The organism is Microbispora sp. H10949 (assembly GCF_014161435.1).
Classification (GTDB): Bacteria; Actinomycetota; Actinomycetes; order Streptosporangiales; family Streptosporangiaceae; genus Microbispora; species Microbispora triticiradicis.
This window is the reverse complement of record NZ_JABBWZ010000006.1, coordinates 339369-354062: the sequence shown is the minus strand read 5'-3', so window position 1 is coordinate 354062 and position 14694 is coordinate 339369. Positions and strand designations below refer to the sequence as shown.

14 protein-coding genes are annotated in these 14694 nt (G+C 67.2%); 7 read left to right on the top strand and 7 right to left on the bottom strand.

Translation table 11 applies throughout. From position 1 onward, the window contains the following. Positions 1 to 2: 2 nt before the first annotated feature. From egtC to HHX40_RS35785, 5 genes are all read right to left on the bottom strand, one after another. Entirely contained in the window at positions 3 to 722 is a 720-nt protein-coding gene (gene egtC, locus HHX40_RS18090) for an ergothioneine biosynthesis protein EgtC (protein WP_182873844.1), read from the bottom strand. A gap of 3 nt (positions 723 to 725) precedes the next feature. After that, positions 726 to 2021 carry an ergothioneine biosynthesis protein EgtB gene (gene egtB, locus HHX40_RS18085; protein WP_259403694.1) on the bottom strand — a complete coding sequence of 432 codons (1296 nt, stop codon included), beginning with the start codon at positions 2019 to 2021 and terminating at the stop codon, positions 726 to 728. Next, positions 2018 to 3154 carry an ergothioneine biosynthesis glutamate--cysteine ligase EgtA gene (gene egtA, locus HHX40_RS18080; protein ID WP_182881491.1) on the bottom strand — a complete coding sequence of 379 codons (1137 nt, stop codon included), beginning with the start codon at positions 3152 to 3154 and terminating at the stop codon, positions 2018 to 2020. Before egtA ends, egtB begins: the two co-directional genes overlap by 4 nt. Before the next feature lie 114 nt (positions 3155 to 3268). Beyond that, positions 3269 to 3925: a hypothetical protein gene (locus HHX40_RS18075; protein ID WP_182881490.1), complete on the bottom strand. Its 657-nt coding sequence runs from the start codon at positions 3923 to 3925 to the stop codon at positions 3269 to 3271. A gap of 163 nt (positions 3926 to 4088) precedes the next feature. Next, on the bottom strand, positions 4089 to 4208 hold the full coding sequence (locus HHX40_RS35785; RefSeq protein WP_220499244.1) for a helix-turn-helix domain-containing protein: 120 nt from the start codon (positions 4206 to 4208) through the stop codon (positions 4089 to 4091). 151 nt (positions 4209 to 4359) lie between these two features. Between HHX40_RS35785 and HHX40_RS18065 the strand changes: the two genes are divergently transcribed. From HHX40_RS18065 to HHX40_RS18055, 3 genes are read left to right on the top strand one after another with little or no spacing between them, the layout of a single operon-like run. After that, positions 4360 to 5877, top strand: a complete 1518-nt coding sequence (locus HHX40_RS18065) for a type I restriction-modification system subunit M (protein WP_182881489.1) — start codon at positions 4360 to 4362, stop codon at positions 5875 to 5877. Next, positions 5874 to 7109 (top strand): restriction endonuclease subunit S, encoded by a 1236-nt coding sequence (locus HHX40_RS18060; protein WP_182881488.1) that lies wholly within the window; start codon positions 5874 to 5876, stop codon positions 7107 to 7109. The genes HHX40_RS18065 and HHX40_RS18060 overlap by 4 nt, the downstream gene beginning before the upstream one ends. Positions 7110 to 7132: 23 nt before the next feature. Beyond that, on the top strand, positions 7133 to 10573 hold the full coding sequence (locus tag HHX40_RS18055) for a DEAD/DEAH box helicase family protein (protein WP_182881487.1): 3441 nt from the start codon (positions 7133 to 7135) through the stop codon (positions 10571 to 10573). A gap of 240 nt (positions 10574 to 10813) precedes the next feature. Here HHX40_RS18055 and HHX40_RS18050 read toward each other — a convergent pair whose 3' ends face one another. Next, positions 10814 to 11131: a hypothetical protein gene (locus HHX40_RS18050; protein ID WP_182881486.1), complete on the bottom strand. Its 318-nt coding sequence runs from the start codon at positions 11129 to 11131 to the stop codon at positions 10814 to 10816. A 98-nt stretch (positions 11132 to 11229) separates the two neighbouring features. Next, positions 11230 to 11394 (bottom strand): hypothetical protein, encoded by a 165-nt coding sequence (locus HHX40_RS18045; protein WP_259402221.1) that lies wholly within the window; start codon positions 11392 to 11394, stop codon positions 11230 to 11232. Between the two features lie 293 nt (positions 11395 to 11687). On the opposite strand from HHX40_RS18045, the gene HHX40_RS18040 reads away from it, so the two are divergent. The 4 genes from HHX40_RS18040 to HHX40_RS18025 all read left to right on the top strand — a co-directional run bounded on the left by HHX40_RS18040 (position 11688) and on the right by HHX40_RS18025 (position 14675). After that, positions 11688 to 12542: a helix-turn-helix domain-containing protein gene (locus tag HHX40_RS18040; RefSeq protein WP_182873851.1), complete on the top strand. Its 855-nt coding sequence runs from the start codon at positions 11688 to 11690 to the stop codon at positions 12540 to 12542. Continuing rightward, positions 12535 to 12735: a DUF397 domain-containing protein gene (locus HHX40_RS18035; RefSeq protein ID WP_182873852.1), complete on the top strand. Its 201-nt coding sequence runs from the start codon at positions 12535 to 12537 to the stop codon at positions 12733 to 12735. The genes HHX40_RS18040 and HHX40_RS18035 overlap by 8 nt, the downstream gene beginning before the upstream one ends. Before the next feature lie 111 nt (positions 12736 to 12846). Further along, positions 12847 to 13980 (top strand): sensor histidine kinase, encoded by a 1134-nt coding sequence (locus HHX40_RS18030; protein WP_182881485.1) that lies wholly within the window; start codon positions 12847 to 12849, stop codon positions 13978 to 13980. Next, entirely contained in the window at positions 13977 to 14675 is a 699-nt protein-coding gene (locus tag HHX40_RS18025) for a response regulator transcription factor (RefSeq protein ID WP_310738169.1), read from the top strand. Before HHX40_RS18030 ends, HHX40_RS18025 begins: the two co-directional genes overlap by 4 nt. Positions 14676 to 14694 lie beyond the last annotated feature (19 nt).

Here is a 14694-nt window from a genome sequence, read left to right as displayed (position 1 = left end):
TCTCAGTCGATGGGTGTCACCGCCACGCCGTCGGGGGAGGCGAGCAGCAGACTGCGGTCGGGCACCGGCCGCCATCCGGGCCGGTCGTCCAGCGGCTCGCTGGACACGAGCACTCCCTCCTCCAGGTGGGTGAACAGGGTGTCGCCCCAGGCGACGGCCGCCACCTCCGCGCCGCCCGTCACGAGCAGGTTGAGCCGCGCGTGCCGGTCCCCCTCCGCGGCCCCGCGCACGACGAGGGGCAGCGCGTCGGCGAGCGGCACGCCGCCGCGGAGGCGGGCGAACACCGCCGCGGCGAGCCACGCCGAGTCGCACGCGCTCTCCGGGTCGGCCTCCACGCCGGTCACCAGGGGCCGGACCGCCTCGCGCCGGACCCTGCCGTTGTGGCTGAGCAGCCAGCGCCCGTCGGCGAACGGCGCCGTCGCCGTCTCCTCGACCGGCATGCCGGTCGTGGCCGACCGGACCGCCGCGAGCAGGCACGACGAGCGCGCCGCCGCGGCGAGGCCGGGCATGTTGGCGTCCGCCCACATCGGCACCGCCCGGCGGTAGCGGACCGGCTCCGGCAGGGCCGCGTCGTACCACCCGAACCCGAACCCGTCGGCGTTCACGGTGCCGTACCTCTGCAGGCGCGGCGCGTACGACTGGCGAAGCAGGCCGTGCTCCGGGTCGCTGACGAGCGAGGCCAGGGACCGCGCCGGCCCCAGCCACGCCGCGTGGCGGCACATCGCCTAGTCCTCCGAGCGGGCGCAGCGGAACCCGGCGAAGATCTGCCTGCGGATCGGGAGGTCCCAGTTGCGGAAGGTCGTCCGCACCGCGGAGGGATGGGTGGCCCACGACCCGCCGCGCAGCACCCGGTAGGTCTCCCCGAAGAAGACCTCGCTGTACTCCCTGTACGGGAAGCTCCGGAAGCCCGGGTAGGGCTGGAACCACGAATCCGTCCACTCCCAGACGTCGCCGACGAGTTGCTCGACGCCGTACGGGCTCGCGCCCGCCGGGTACGCCCCGGCCGGCGCGGGCCGGGCTGCCCGGTGTCCCAGGTTCGCCCGGTCGCCGAGGTCGCCGGGCCCGGCGTCGCCCCAGGGATACTCGCGGCCACCGCACGCCTTCTCCCACTCGGCCTCGGTCGGCAGCCGCTTGCCCGCCCACCGGGCGTACGCGTCGGCCTCGTACCACGAGACGTGCTGGACCGGCTCGTCCGGCGGCACCGGCTCCTCCCGGCCGAAGCGGAGCCGCCACCAGGTGTCGCCGTCCCTCGTCCAGAACAGCGGGGCGTCCACACCGCTCCGCTCGACCCACTCCCAGCCCTGCGGCAGCCACCAGCGCGGGTCGCGGTAGCCGCCGTCCTCGACGAACCGCAGGTACGCCCCGCAGGTGACGGGGTGACGGTCGATCCAGTAGCCCGGCAGGTGCCGCCGGTGCGCCGGGCGTTCGTTGTCGTACGCCCAGGCCACCGTGTCCGTGCCCATGCTGAAGATCCCGGCGGGGATGTGGACCTCGGGATCGGCGGCCGGAGCGCCGGGCGGCAGCTCGCCGTCCCGCACCAGTCCCGGCCGCCGGGACAGCTGCAGCGTGGCCAGCATGGTCTCGTCGTGCTGGTGCTCGTGCTGCAGGACCAGCCCGAAGACGAAACCGCCGGCCCGCAGCGGGTCGGGGTCGGCCGGGTCCAGCCGGTCGAGGACGTCGAGCACCCGGCCGCGTACGCCCGAGATGTACCTCCTGGCCTCGGCCGGGGCGAGCAGCGGCAGCGTGGGCCGGTCCGCGCGCGGATACCTGAACGCGTCGTAGAGGTGGTCGATCTCCGGGCGCAGCGGCTCGATGCCGCCCGCCTCCCGCAGCACCCACAGCTCCTCGTAGTTGCCGACGTGGGCGAGGTCCCAGACCAGCGGCGACATGAGAGGCGAGTGCTGGCGCGTCAGCACGTCGTCGTCGGCGTCGGTGTAGACGAGGGACCGCTCCCGTACGGCGGCGAGTTCGGCCGCGATCCTGTCCTTCAGGCCGGGCATGCCGATGTCGAGTTCGGTCATGCGAACATCTCCTCCATCCGGTCGACGGCCGGTGGGCGGCCGGATTCGATGTGCCGGGAGGCGAAGGCGCGGACCCGGCCGACCAGCCGGGGCCCGGCTCCGAGCCGAGGCAGGGCCTCGGCGGCGGCGCGGAAGCAGACGGAGGCGCAGCGGCGCAGGGCGGAGTCGGTGAGCCCGAGGCGGGCGGCGTCCGTCCACCTGCCGGCGAGCGGCCGGGCGGCCTCCATGGCGGTCGCCGCCGCCTGGTCGTCGGTGACGAGCGCGTGGACGACGGCCGCGCACACGGGCCATCCGGCGGGACCCTGCGCGTCGAGGTAGCGCACCTCCAGCCAGCCCCGGGGCCGCACCGGCGGGAAGAGCGTGGTCGCGTGGTAGACGAGGTCGGCCTCGCCGGCGGGCCGCCCGGCCACCCGGGCGAAGTCGCGGAACGCCGAGCCGTCGAGGACGGGCCGGCAGTCGTCGCCCTCCCGGACCATCATCAGACGCGCGTCGAGGAGGTAGCGCGCCCAGTCGTCCGCCGGGTCGCCTCCCCCGTCCAGGCGTTGTGCGACGGGAGCGGTCCTGGTCGGATCGAGGCGGCTCCACACAGCCTGGCGCCCGGATACCCACCCGCCGGCGGGTGAGTTGGCGAAGGCGGCCACGAGCACCGGGCCGAGCGCGTGGGCTCGTTCCCAGCGGCTCCGCGGATCGTCACCGAAGTCCAGGTTGACCTGGATCGAGGCCGTCGAGCACATCATCGTCCGGCCGTACGGACGGCCCAGGAAGGCGTCCATCGCCTCGTACCTCGGCTCGGTCAACTGCCTGGCCGGCGGGCGGAGCACGTCGAGGCCGCGGTTGCCCAGCCGCAGCCCGGCCCGGGTGAGCGCGAGCCGTACGGCCTCGACGTCGGCGGTGAGCTTGGCGATCGCGGCGGGCAGGGTGTCCGGCGGGGCCGACAGTTCGAGCTGACCGCCGGGCTCGAAGGTCACCTTGCTGCCGCCCGGGAGCGGCGGGAGCGCGTCCGCGATCCTGGCGACGGGGACCGGCCTCGCCGGGTCCACCGCGTCGAACACCAGGAACTCCAGCTCGACGCCCAAACGGTTCGACGCGGCTCCGCGGAAGCAGCTCCGAGCGTACTCCTGCACGTCGGCCATCCGCCCCCCTCGCCTCACGCGACCCGTCTCACACGACTCGGTGGTGCCGAGTCAACTTTCCCCGCAAACGCCTCTTTCAACCTGAGACCCCGCGAAACAGGGTGACAACAGGGGTCACGCGGAGGTCGCGGCCCACTCCTCGTCGCGCATCCGGATCATCGAGACGCCCACGACACCGAAGACCACGAGCAGGATGACCGGGCCGCCGAGCCCCAGGACGAGGTTCCAGGCGCTCGCGCCGAACAGCCAGACGATGATCCCGGCCAGCACACCGGCCGGGAACCACCATCCCGCCCGGCCCGCCCGGGCGTACGCGACGGCCACGAGGACGAGCCCGAGGAAGCTTCCGATCATGCCGGGCATCTGCCAGGCGGCGATCACCGCGGGCTGCGCCGCGTCCTGCATGAGCTTCTCCGCCTGGTCCGCCGGGAGCATCTGGTAGGCCACGATGTCGAAGAAGTCGGAGATCATGAGCGCCGAGAAGTTGACCAGGCCGAGGACCGCCATCACCCCGGCGATGTGGGCGAGCACCACGCCCTTCCTGCGTACGAGGTGGACGAGGCCGATCACACCGGGGACCCACAGGATCCACGCGTAGTGGAGGAGGGTCGCGCTGACGCCCACGGCGCCCGGGTTGTGCGCGTACACCAGGGGGTCCTCGACCCCCGGCTCCGACGGGTCGGCGGCCATGCCGAGGAGCAGGCAGAGCGGAGCGAGGACGAGGCTGGCGCCCGCCGCGACGCGGCGGAAGGAGTTCGCGTTGGTAAGCATGCGGTGGACCGTACGGATCAGGCCCGGGACCCGTCGTCAAAGCGTTCTTTGACCCCTGGTCCCCCTCCAGGCGGATTTCCGCGCCCCCCCCCCGCATCCCCCGCCAACCTCGCTGGGGGCAGTCACCGCTACACAGATCACCGATGATGCTCAAGCCAAGCCGTCAAGCTCGGGGAGCCGCTCTGCGAATAAGTTGCGCGCGTTCGATGGCCGACACACGTTCCTGGCGCACATTCATCCGCTCAGCGACCTCGGCCTGTGTCAGCCCCAGGCTCGTGCACATCCCGGCCAAGCGGCGGGCTCGCTGACGTTGACGAGAGCCTGAGCGCCCTCCTCGACATCCGCCCGGTCAGGAGATACCGCCCTTGGCCGTAGGTCACAATCTGTGGCGGAAGCCGATGGTGTGTCGGGCCGCTCCACTACGCTGACGCATCGTGATAACGGGCGAGCTGAAGAGTAAAATTGATCGGATCTGGGAGGCCTTCTGGTCGGGTGGAATCTCCAACCCGCTGGAGGTCATCGAGCAGATCACCTACCTGATGTTCATCCGTCGGTTGGAGGACATCCAGACCGCGAAGGAGCGCAAGGCCAGCCGGAGCGGCAAGCCGATCGAGAACCCGGTCTACACCGAAGAGACCAACGCCCTTCGGTGGTCGGAGTTCACCGAACTGCACCCGGAGAGCATGCACCAGGTGGTGCGGGACGCGGTCTTCCCCTGGCTACGCGAACTGGGTGGAGAAGACTCCACCTACTCCCACCACATGAAGGACGCCCGGTTCACGATCCCGACGGCGAACCTGCTCACCAAGGTCGTCGACATGCTCAACGAGATTCGCTTGGGCGAGCAGGACACCAAGGGCGATCTGTACGAGTACATGCTCAGCAAGATCGCTGCTGCTGGGCAGAACGGGCAGTTCCGCACCCCGCGCCACATCATCCAGCTGATCGTGGAGATGATGGCCCCCGGCCCGCAGGACGAGATCTGCGACCCGGCCTGCGGCACCGCCGGCTTCCTGGTGGCAGCGGCTCAGTACGTCAACCGGACCCACAAGGATGCGCTCCTCGACCTGGCGCAGCGGCGCCACTTCAACGAAAGCATGTTCCACGGCTTCGACTTCGACAGCACGATGCTGCGGATTGCCAGCATGAACATGCTGCAGCACGAAATCGAGCGGCCAGACATCCGCTACCGCGACTCGTTGGCCGAGAGCACCGCGAGCGAGGCCGAGCGCTACACGATGATCCTGGCCAACCCGCCTTTCGCGGGGAGCCTGGACTACGAAACCACCGCCAAGGATCTCCTCAAGGTCGTTAAGACCAAGAAGACCGAGCTGCTGTTCCTGACGCTCTTCCTCCGCCTGCTCAAGCCAGGCGGCCGTGCCGCCGTCATCGTTCCCGAGGGTGTGCTCTTCGGCTCTTCGAAGGCGCACAAGGATCTCCGCCGCATCCTGGTCGAAGACCATAAGCTCGACGCGGTGGTCAAACTCCCGAGCGGCGTCTTCAAGCCGTACGCCGGAGTCTCGACAGCCATCCTATTCTTCACCAAGACCAACAATGGCGGCACAGACGACGTCTGGTTCTACGAGGTCACGGCCGACGGCTTCAGCCTGGACGACAAGCGCACTCCTCTGCTGAGCGAGAACAAGCTCGGCCCCACGCCGACGACCCAGCTTGACGAGGCCGAGCACGTCAAGAACAACCTCCCAGATGTTCTCGCACGATGGGCACTTCGGAATGGTAGCGAAAAGCAGCGAGCCAGAACCGAGCAGAGCTTCCTTGTCCCCAAAGCCGACATCGTCGCCCAGGGCTACGACCTGAGCCTCAACCGATACAAGGAAGTCGTCCACGAGGAGACAGAACATCGCCCCCCAATGGAAATCTTGGAAGAGTTGGAGCGCCTTGAATCCGATATCCAGCAGGGCACGTCTGAGCTGAAGGCCCTACTGGGATGAGCGAGACAGAAGTAAGACTCGGGGATATCGCCGAATTCATACGCGGCATCACCTTCAAGCCTGAAGACGTCGTTCCCGTCGATACACCTGGGGCAATACGGTGCATGCGCACCAAAAACGTGCAGGAAAATATTACCCTTTCGGATGTATGGGCCGTCGACGCAAGATTTATCAAGCGACCCAACCAATTTTTGCGCGCAGGAGATTTACTAGTCTCTAGCGCCAACAGTTGGAATTTGGTGGGAAAATGCTGCTGGGTTCCCGAACTCGACTGGGAAGCAACTTTCGGCGGCTTTATTTCAGCATTGCGCGCAGACCCCTCGAAGGTCCATCCGAGATATCTATACCACTGGTTTTCGTCACCCAGAATCCAGTCAACCGTTCGAAGTTTCGGTCGCCAGACAACCAATATTTCGAACCTCAACCTTGCGCGCTGCCTGGAAATGGTGATTCCACTCCCTTCCTACGAGAACCAGCGGCGGATTGTACAGGCCCTGGATCGAGCATATGCGTTGCGCGTAAAGCGCCAGGAGGCGATCGCCCTCCTCGACGACCTTGCCCAGTCCATCTTCCTCGACATGTTCGGCGATCCTCAAGCGGTCGAACTCAAATGGCCGACAGTCCCTTTGGGTCACCTACTAAACAAGATTGAGAGTGGCAAGAGTCCGAAGTGCCTCGATAGACCGGCACAAGACGATGAATGGGGCATCTTGAAGCTCAGCTCTATCACTAGCTGCGAGTACAAGGCGGCCGAAAACAAGGCTCTTCCCAGCTCAGTATCCCCTAATCCAGAATATGAAGTTCGGGCTGGAGATATCCTGTTTTCCCGAAAGAACACGCACGAACTCGTGGCCGCCTGCGTCTTGGTCGAGAGCACCCGCCCTAGGCTCCTCATGCCAGATCTTATATTCCGCCTTGACGTTGAAGCTGACGCGCCAGTCACAAAGCGATACCTTCACCGCCTTCTGGTTAACCCGTCAAAGCGCCGGAGAGTTCAAGAGCTGGCCAGCGGAAGTGCTGGATCGATGCCAAACATCCCCAAGGGGCGCCTGATGGATTTGCCGATCGAGCTTCCTCCTTTCGAAATCCAGCAGCAGTTTTCCGTACGAATTTCCTCGATCGAGCGACTCAAGGAAGCCCACTATGCCGGACTCCGGGAACTCGACAATCTGTTCGCGTCGTTGCAACAGCGGGCATTTCGAGGGGACTTGTGGGACGATCGGGATAACTGAATACTTCTCCCGGAGGGCGTCCGTTGGGCAACTTCACGTTCCTTCGTCCGGAATGGGCTGATTTATACGAAGAAGCGAGTCGTGCGGAGCGGCTCGCGATCGCCGATCCACGGGTGTCGTGCTTCTACGCCCGGCGCACGCTCGAACTGGCGGTCACCTGGCTCTACACGGCCGACGACACACTGCGGCTGCCGTACCGGGATGACCTCGCGGCGCTGATCACTGAGCCGACCATGGTGAAACTGGTCGGCCCGGTGATCCGCACCAAGATGGACCTCATCCGGCGCCAGGGGAACACAGCCGTGCATCGGCACGGGCCGGTTCCGCCCGAGGACGCGGTCAGGACCGTGGCCGAGCTGTTTCACGTCATGTACTGGCTCGCCCGGCGGTATGCCCGGAACCAGAATGCTCTGCCCGCCGCCGGCCTGGCCTTCGATCAGACGCTGATTCCCAAGCCCATGCCTGCCGAGGTCAGGCAGAAGAAGCAGGACGAACTCCGGAAGATGGCCGAGGAGTTCGCCAAGCAGCAGGCCGAGCTGGCCAAACAGCTTCGGAAGAACCAGGACCTGGACGCCGAGCTGACGCAACTCCGGGCCGAAATCAAGCAGGCCAAGGCGGCCAACGCGACCGTTCAGGATACGCACGACTACAACGAAGCCGAAACCCGGAAACTCCTCATCGATCTGCTGCTGAAGGAGGCGGGCTGGCCGCTCGACAAGAAGGAGGACCGGGAGTTCTCGGTCACCGGCATGCCCGACACGCAGACCGGGACCGGCAAGGTCGATTACGTGTTGTGGGACGACAACGGCAAGCCTCTCGGCCTGGTTGAGGCCAAGCGCACCAGCCACGATGCGGCGATCGGCCAGAACCAGGCCAAGGTGTACGCCGACTGCCTTGAGCAGATGTACGGGCAGCGGCCGGTAATCTTCTACACCAACGGCTATGACACCTTCATCTGGGACGACCTGGACTATCCGCCCCGAAAGGTCCAGGGCTTCTACACCAAGGACGAGCTGCGCACCCTCATTCATCGTCGCAGCAGCCGCCGCCCGCTGACGACCGAGCCGATCAACGAGGAGATCGCCGGCCGCCATTATCAGAGCCGGGCCATCCGCCGCATCGACGAGACGTTCGACAAGGACAGCCTGCGGCACGCCCTGCTCGTGATGGCGACCGGTTCCGGCAAGACTCGCACGGTCATCGCCCTGGTCGACCAGTTGATTCGCGCCAACTGGGTCAAGCGGGTGCTGTTCCTGGCCGACCGGAAGGCCCTAGTCACCCAGGCCACCAACGCGTTCAAGGAGCACCTGCCGGGCGTGCCCACGGTGAACCTGCTGAACGAGAAGAACGACGAGGGCCGGGTCTACGTCTCGACCTACCCGACGATGATGAACCTCATCAACGAGACCACCGATGGTGTGCGGAGGTTCGGCCCCGGCTACTTCGACCTGGTCATCATCGATGAGGCGCACCGGTCCGTCTACCAGAAGTACGGCGCGATCTTCGACTATTTCGACTCCTTGCTCGTCGGGCTGACCGCCACCCCGAAGGACGAGATCGACCGAAACACCTACCGGCTCTTCCACCTGGAAGACGGTGTGCCCACCGACGTCTACGGCTTGGACGAGGCGGTGGCGGAGGGATATCTGGTCGCCCCGACCGCCGTGGACGTGCCGCTGAAGTTCCAGCGCGGCGGCATCAAGTACGACGACCTCTCCGACGAGGACAAGGAGAAGTGGGACGCGCTCGACTGGTCGGAGAACGACGACGTTCCCGACGAGATCAGCGCCGACGAGATCAACAAGTTCCTGTTCAACGCGGACACGATCGACAAGACACTCATCACGCTGATGACGTACGGCGCGAAGGTCGAGGGTGGGGAGCGATTAGGCAAGACCATCGTCTTCGCCCGGAACAACAACCACGCCGAGTTCATCGTCCAGCGCTTCAACGAACTCTTCCCCGAGTACAAGGGCACCTTCGCGCAGGTCATCACCTATCAGAAGCGGCTCGCCCAAGAATTGATCGACAAGTTTTCCGACCGGGACAAGGCTCCGCACATCGCGATCTCGGTTGACATGCTCGACACCGGCATCGACGTGCCCGAGGTCGTCAATCTGGTGTTCGCCAAGCTCGTGCAGTCCAAGACGAAGTTCTGGCAGATGATCGGGCGGGGCACGCGGCTCTGTCCCGACCTGTTCGGTCCCAACCAGGACAAGAACGGCTTCCTTGTCTTCGACTTGTTCCAGAACGTGGAGTTCTTCAACCAGAACTTCCCGACCGCCGAGGGCAGGGTGCAGCCCTCGCTCAGCGAGCGGCTTTTCAAGCAGCGGCTGGACCTGCTGCTCAAGCTCGACCAGCAGCACCCCGACCTGCCTCCGTCTCCGGACGGCACGCCCGACGGGACGAAGAGCGAGGTCGATCTGCGCTGGTCCCTCGCCAGTCGGCTTCAGGCCGAAGTGGCCAACATGAACACGGCCAACGTCGAGGTGCGCCGTCACCTGCGCGAGGTCGAGACGTACCGCGAACCTGCGAACTGGCAGCGCATCACGCTGGACAAGCATGCTGAGATCATCTCGACCCTGGCCGGCCTCCCCACGGAGTTCCGCGACGACGACAACAGCCATGAAGCCAAGCGCTTCGACCTGCTCGCGCTGCGACTGCAACTCGCCCTGATACAAGCGGACGCGGACTACTCCAAACTCCGTGACCAGGTGCAGGAGATCGCCTCAGCGCTGCTCGACCCGACCACGCTGACGATCCCCAACGTCAAGCAGCAGCAGGAGTTCCTCGAAGACCTCACCACCGATCAGTGGTGGGAGGACGTCACGCTGCCGATGCTGGAGAACATGCGCAAGCGGCTGCGCGGGCTGGTCAAGCTCATTCCCAAGGTGAAGCGCGGCATCGTCTACACCGACTTCGAAGACGAGCTTGGCGACCTGAGCGTGACGCAGATCAACGGGGTGTCCCTGGGCACGGACAAGTCCAAGTTCGAAGCCAAGGTCCGGACGTACCTGCGCAGCCACGAGAACGAGCTTGTGATTCAGAAGCTTCACCGCAACCGGCAGATCACCTCCGCTGACCTCGACCAGCTTGAGCTGATCTTCCTCAGGAACGGATTCGGCACGGCGGACGACATCGAGCGGGCAAAATCCGAGCACGGCGGGCTCGGCCTCTTCCTCCGGTCTCTCACCGGGCTCGACCGAGAGGCCGCGGCGAAGGCGTTCGACCAGTTCCAGTTGGGCAAGAACCTCACCGCGAACCAGCTCCACTTCGTCTCCCTGGTGATCGACTTCCTGGCGAAGAACGGCTTCATGGAGGTTGACGTGCTCTACGAGTCACCCTTCACGTCGCTGGCCCCTGGCGGCCCCGAGGACCTCTTCCCCGACCCCGATGTCGACGCCCTCGTCGGGGTCCTCGCATCCGTCCAGGCGACGGCCATACCCGAAGAGAACGCCGCCTGAGATACCAGCGGAGGTCCTGCCGCAGGGGAAGGGCCACGGCTCCGAGGAGCGCCGTCAGGCCTCTGGGCCGGGCACCATGGCCGCCTGCCGTAACGAGGGCTGTACGGCAGGCCGGCCGTTCGGCGGGGGCGGTCTCCCTCGACGGGGAAGGTGCCTACGGAAGACCGCCCAGGCCCTGCCGGTCGCAGCCGGCAACGAGCGGCAGGGCAGTTCATCGGTGACGCTCGTCGCGTACGAGTGTCACGCGGGTGACGTCGGCGGGATCTCCATCACGCCGAGAGCGGCCAGACCGATCAGATGCGTTCCGACGCTCCGCGCCTCATCGATCGTCAACTCCACGAAGGAGCGGTCCTCGATCTGCAGATGAACACGGGGCTCGGCGTCACCCGGACCGAGGCTGAGATCGATCCACAACCGCTGCGGCTGCCCGGCCAGGGGAATCGCGTTCAGCTCGATGGACTGCAGCCAGGCGCTGTGGATGCGCTCACCGGGAGGCTCATCGATGTGCGCCTCCATGCACCAGGGTGGACACGACCGACGCGGACGCTCGACCAGCATGCGGCCCAGCCTGAAAGGCATGCCCCACGTGGACCCGCTGCCTTGTCCCTTTCGATCGCCGAGGCCGACTCCGGCGGACGTCTTGATGTGGTTTTCGATCACCGTGGCACCGCCACCTCAGCCAGGCTCTCCTGTTCGGCGATGGCCTTACACAGTTCGCGCAGGTCGTCTCCGTCGACGGTACGGCAGGCGCCCGCCTGCTCGGCCTCCGACGGGAACGGCCGCTCACGGCTCGCCCAGAAGCGCCCGACATCGCTCCTCATGATCCGCCACCCGGCGAACTCCGTACCGGGCGCAGTGGCCCTATCTTGGGTCATGGGTCAGGAACCTCGCTTCCTGATCAAGGACCCGTCCGGTCGTGCCCGCGACGGACGGGTCCGCTACTGAATGACGCAGATCAGCCGCTACCCGGAGATGCTTTCCGTGATGAGTCGACTTCGCTCTGCATATGGGTCATGGTGATTGTCGAATTGCAGCCTGTCAATGCACTGTGCAGATTCGTTTTGATCCATGCAATCTGCCACATGAAGACGCCCTTCTTCGACACACTGACCTCATGTCACCTGCCAGCCCTACGGTGCGCCTCAGGCGCCTCGCTCGCGAGCTCCGGAGGCTGCGCGAGAACAGCGGCTTGAGTCCCGAGGCCGCAGCCGTCCGGCTTGGCTGGAGTCGCAGCAAAGTCAGCCGCATCGAGACGGGTCGCACGCGAGCGACTCCCGCTGATGTGGCCGACACCTGCGACCTTTATGGAGTCAGCTCCGAAGCACGCGCCGGGCTGATCCAACTCGCGAAGGACGCCCGGCAGCGGGGATGGTGGACGGCCTATGCCGATGTGTTCACCGGCTCGTACGTCGGTCTCGAAGATGAGGCGGCCCTCATCCGCCAGTGGGAAGTGCAGCTCGTACCCGGCTTGCTCCAGATCGAGGACTACGCGCGTAGCGTGATCACTGCGGGAAGGCCCGGGAAGCCCGACCCCGACAACGTTCACAGGCGAGTCATGGCGCGCATGGCACGTCGCACGCTTCTGAGCCGCTCCGACGCCCCGGAACTCTATGCGGTCATGGACGAGGGCGTCATCCGGCGCCCGATCGGCGGCAACCGCGTGATGTGTGACCAGTTGGAGGCGCTCTTGAACGCGGCACGCCGGCCTAATGTGACGATCCGGATCCTGCCCTACTCCGCCGGGGAGCACGCGGGCCTGGAGGGCGCGTTCACCGTACTCTCCTTCGCCGAGGAGGAAGATCCAGACGTCGCCTACGTCGAGGGCACAGCCGGTGATGTCTATGTCGAGAGCACCGATCACGTGGACCGCTACAGGTCGGCCTTCGAGCAGATTTGCGATGCAGCCTTGCCGACGGAAGAGAGCTTGAAGCTGATCTCCGACGCCAAGGACAATCTGTCTCATGAATGACCTGTCCATGGCGATCTGGCGTAAAAGCAGCTTCAGCGGCAGCGGGAACAACTGCGTCGAGGTGGCGACAAACCTGCCGGGGCTGGTGGCCGTACGGGACAGCAAGGACCGCTCGGGCCCGGTCCTGGCCTTCACCCCGAGCGAATGGAGAGCCTTCATCGCGGGCGTGAAGAACGGCGAGTTCGACGGCTGATCGCGGAGGCATCCCCGGAATCATTGCCCCGCCAACACTGCCGGGAGGCGTGCCCCTTTTGTCATGCAATGGGCGTGAATACCTGACCGAGTGACCACTACTGTCTGCGTCATGCTCCACCGCCGTCTCCCCGCCCCCGTCGACTGGCTCGTCGCGGTGGCCGTGGGCCTGTTCGCGGTCGCCGAGGAGGTCAGCGGGCGCACGGCAGCCCCCTCACGCGGCCATCTGTTCCTCTGGACAGCCGCCGGGCTCGTCGCCGCCGCCGGCGTGCTGTTCCGGCGTCGCGCCCCCTTCGCGATCCTCGCCGTCTACTCCGCCGCCAACGTCGCGTTGCTCGTCCTGACGCCCCGGATGGCGGCGGCCTGGCAGTTCTACACCCAGCTCGTGCTGTTGTTCACGCTCCTGTCGGAGGTCCGGCCGCGCGGCGTCAAGGCCGTGTGCGGCCTCGGCGCGACCGGTGCGTTCGTGGCCGCCATGCTGGCCGCGTCGTCACCGCCGTCCGGCCCGGGGGACGTCGCCGTCGCGCTGGTGATGTGCGCGATCGCGGCGGGCGCGGGCCTCGCCGTACGCCGGCACCGCGCGCTCGCCGAGCAGGCCGCCGAGCGCGGCGAACTGCTGGCCCGCGAGGCGGTGGCGGAGGAGCGCGCCCGGATAGCGCGCGAGCTGCACGACATCGTCGCCCACAGCGTCAGCGTGATGACCATGCAGACCGGCGGCGTACGGCTCATGCTGCGCGAGGACCAGGAACGCGAGCGGCAGGTGCTCACCTCCGTCGAGGAGACCGGCCGGGGCGCCGTGGACGAGCTGCGCCGGATGCTCGGCCTGCTGCGCGGATCGCCGGCCGAGGTCCCGGGGCCGCGGGCCGGCCTCGACGGGCTGCGGGACCTGCTGGACCAGGTCAGGGCCGCCGGGCTCGACGTGACCCTGGAGGTGCGGGGCGATCCGGTGCCGCTGTCCGCCGGGCTCGACCTGTCGGCCTACCGCATCGTGCAGGAGGCGCTGACCAACACGCTCAAGCACGCCGGTGCCACCCGGGCGGAGGTGACCGTCGCCTACACCCCTCGGGAGCTGCGCCTCGACGTCGTGGACCACGGCCCCCGCGAAGGGCGCCCCCGGCCGGGCACGCGAGGGAGCGGGCACGGGCTCATCGGCATGCGGGAGCGGGCCGCGCTGTTCCGCGGCACGCTCACCGCGGCGCCACTCCCCTCGGGCGGCTTCGGCGTCCGGGCGGTGCTGCCGCTGTGAACGACGCCGTGAACGACGCTCCGGACGGCACGGGTGCGATCGGGATCCTGATCGCCGACGACCAGGCGATGGTCCGGGCCGGGCTGCGACTGGTCATCGGGACGCAGCCGGACCTCACCGTGCTGGACGAGGCGTCCGACGGCGAGCACGCCGTCGAGCTGGCCCGGAGCCTGCGGCCCGACGTCGTGCTGCTCGACATCGCGATGCCGCGCCTCGACGGCCTGGAGGCGGCCCGGCGGATCCTCGCCTCCCCGCGGCCGCCACGGGTGATCCTGCTGACGACGTACGACACCGACGAGAACCTCGACCACGCCCTGCGCTCGGGGGTGAGCGGCTTCCTGCTCAAGGTCTCGCCACCCGAACACCTGTTCGCGGCGATCCGCAGCGCGGCGCGCGGAGAGGTCCTGCTCGACCCGGCCGTGACGGAGCGGGTCGTCGACGCCTACCGGCGCGCGCGGCCCGCCACTACGCCGTCCGGCGAGTCGGGGCTGACGGCCCGCGAGGAGCAGGTGCTCCGCCTGGTCGCGCGGGGGCTGTCGAACGGCGAGATCGCGGCCGCGCTGTCGATCGCCGAGGCGACGGTGAGCACGCACATCAACCGGCTGCTCGCCAAGCTCGGCCTGCGCGACCGCGCCCAGGCCGTACGGCACGCCTACGAGTCGGGTCTGGTCCGCCCCGGAGATCCCGGATCCTGAGCCGGTAGCGTAGGTGCCC

What these genes read in the sequence shown, in the direction of transcription:
- egtC (WP_182873844.1), bottom strand. Translation starts at nt 722, where the DNA reads ATGTGCCGCCACGCGGCGTGGCTGGGGCCGGCGCGGTCCCTGGCCTCG.
- egtB (WP_259403694.1), bottom strand. Translation starts at nt 2,021, where the DNA reads ATGACCGAACTCGACATCGGCATGCCCGGCCTGAAGGACAGGATCGCG.
- egtA (WP_182881491.1), bottom strand. Translation starts at nt 3,154, where the DNA reads ATGGCCGACGTGCAGGAGTACGCTCGGAGCTGCTTCCGCGGAGCCGCG.
- HHX40_RS18075 (WP_182881490.1), bottom strand. Translation starts at nt 3,925, where the DNA reads ATGCTTACCAACGCGAACTCCTTCCGCCGCGTCGCGGCGGGCGCCAGC.
- HHX40_RS35785 (WP_220499244.1), bottom strand. Translation starts at nt 4,208, where the DNA reads ATGTGCACGAGCCTGGGGCTGACACAGGCCGAGGTCGCTGAGCGGATG.
- HHX40_RS18060 (WP_182881488.1), top strand. Translation starts at nt 5,874, where the DNA reads ATGAGCGAGACAGAAGTAAGACTCGGGGATATCGCCGAATTCATACGC.
- HHX40_RS18050 (WP_182881486.1), bottom strand. Translation starts at nt 11,131, where the DNA reads ATGCTGGTCGAGCGTCCGCGTCGGTCGTGTCCACCCTGGTGCATGGAG.
- HHX40_RS18045 (WP_259402221.1), bottom strand. Translation starts at nt 11,394, where the DNA reads ATGAGGAGCGATGTCGGGCGCTTCTGGGCGAGCCGTGAGCGGCCGTTC.
- HHX40_RS18040 (WP_182873851.1), top strand. Translation starts at nt 11,688, where the DNA reads ATGTCACCTGCCAGCCCTACGGTGCGCCTCAGGCGCCTCGCTCGCGAG.
- HHX40_RS18035 (WP_182873852.1), top strand. Translation starts at nt 12,535, where the DNA reads ATGAATGACCTGTCCATGGCGATCTGGCGTAAAAGCAGCTTCAGCGGC.
- HHX40_RS18030 (WP_182881485.1), top strand. Translation starts at nt 12,847, where the DNA reads ATGCTCCACCGCCGTCTCCCCGCCCCCGTCGACTGGCTCGTCGCGGTG.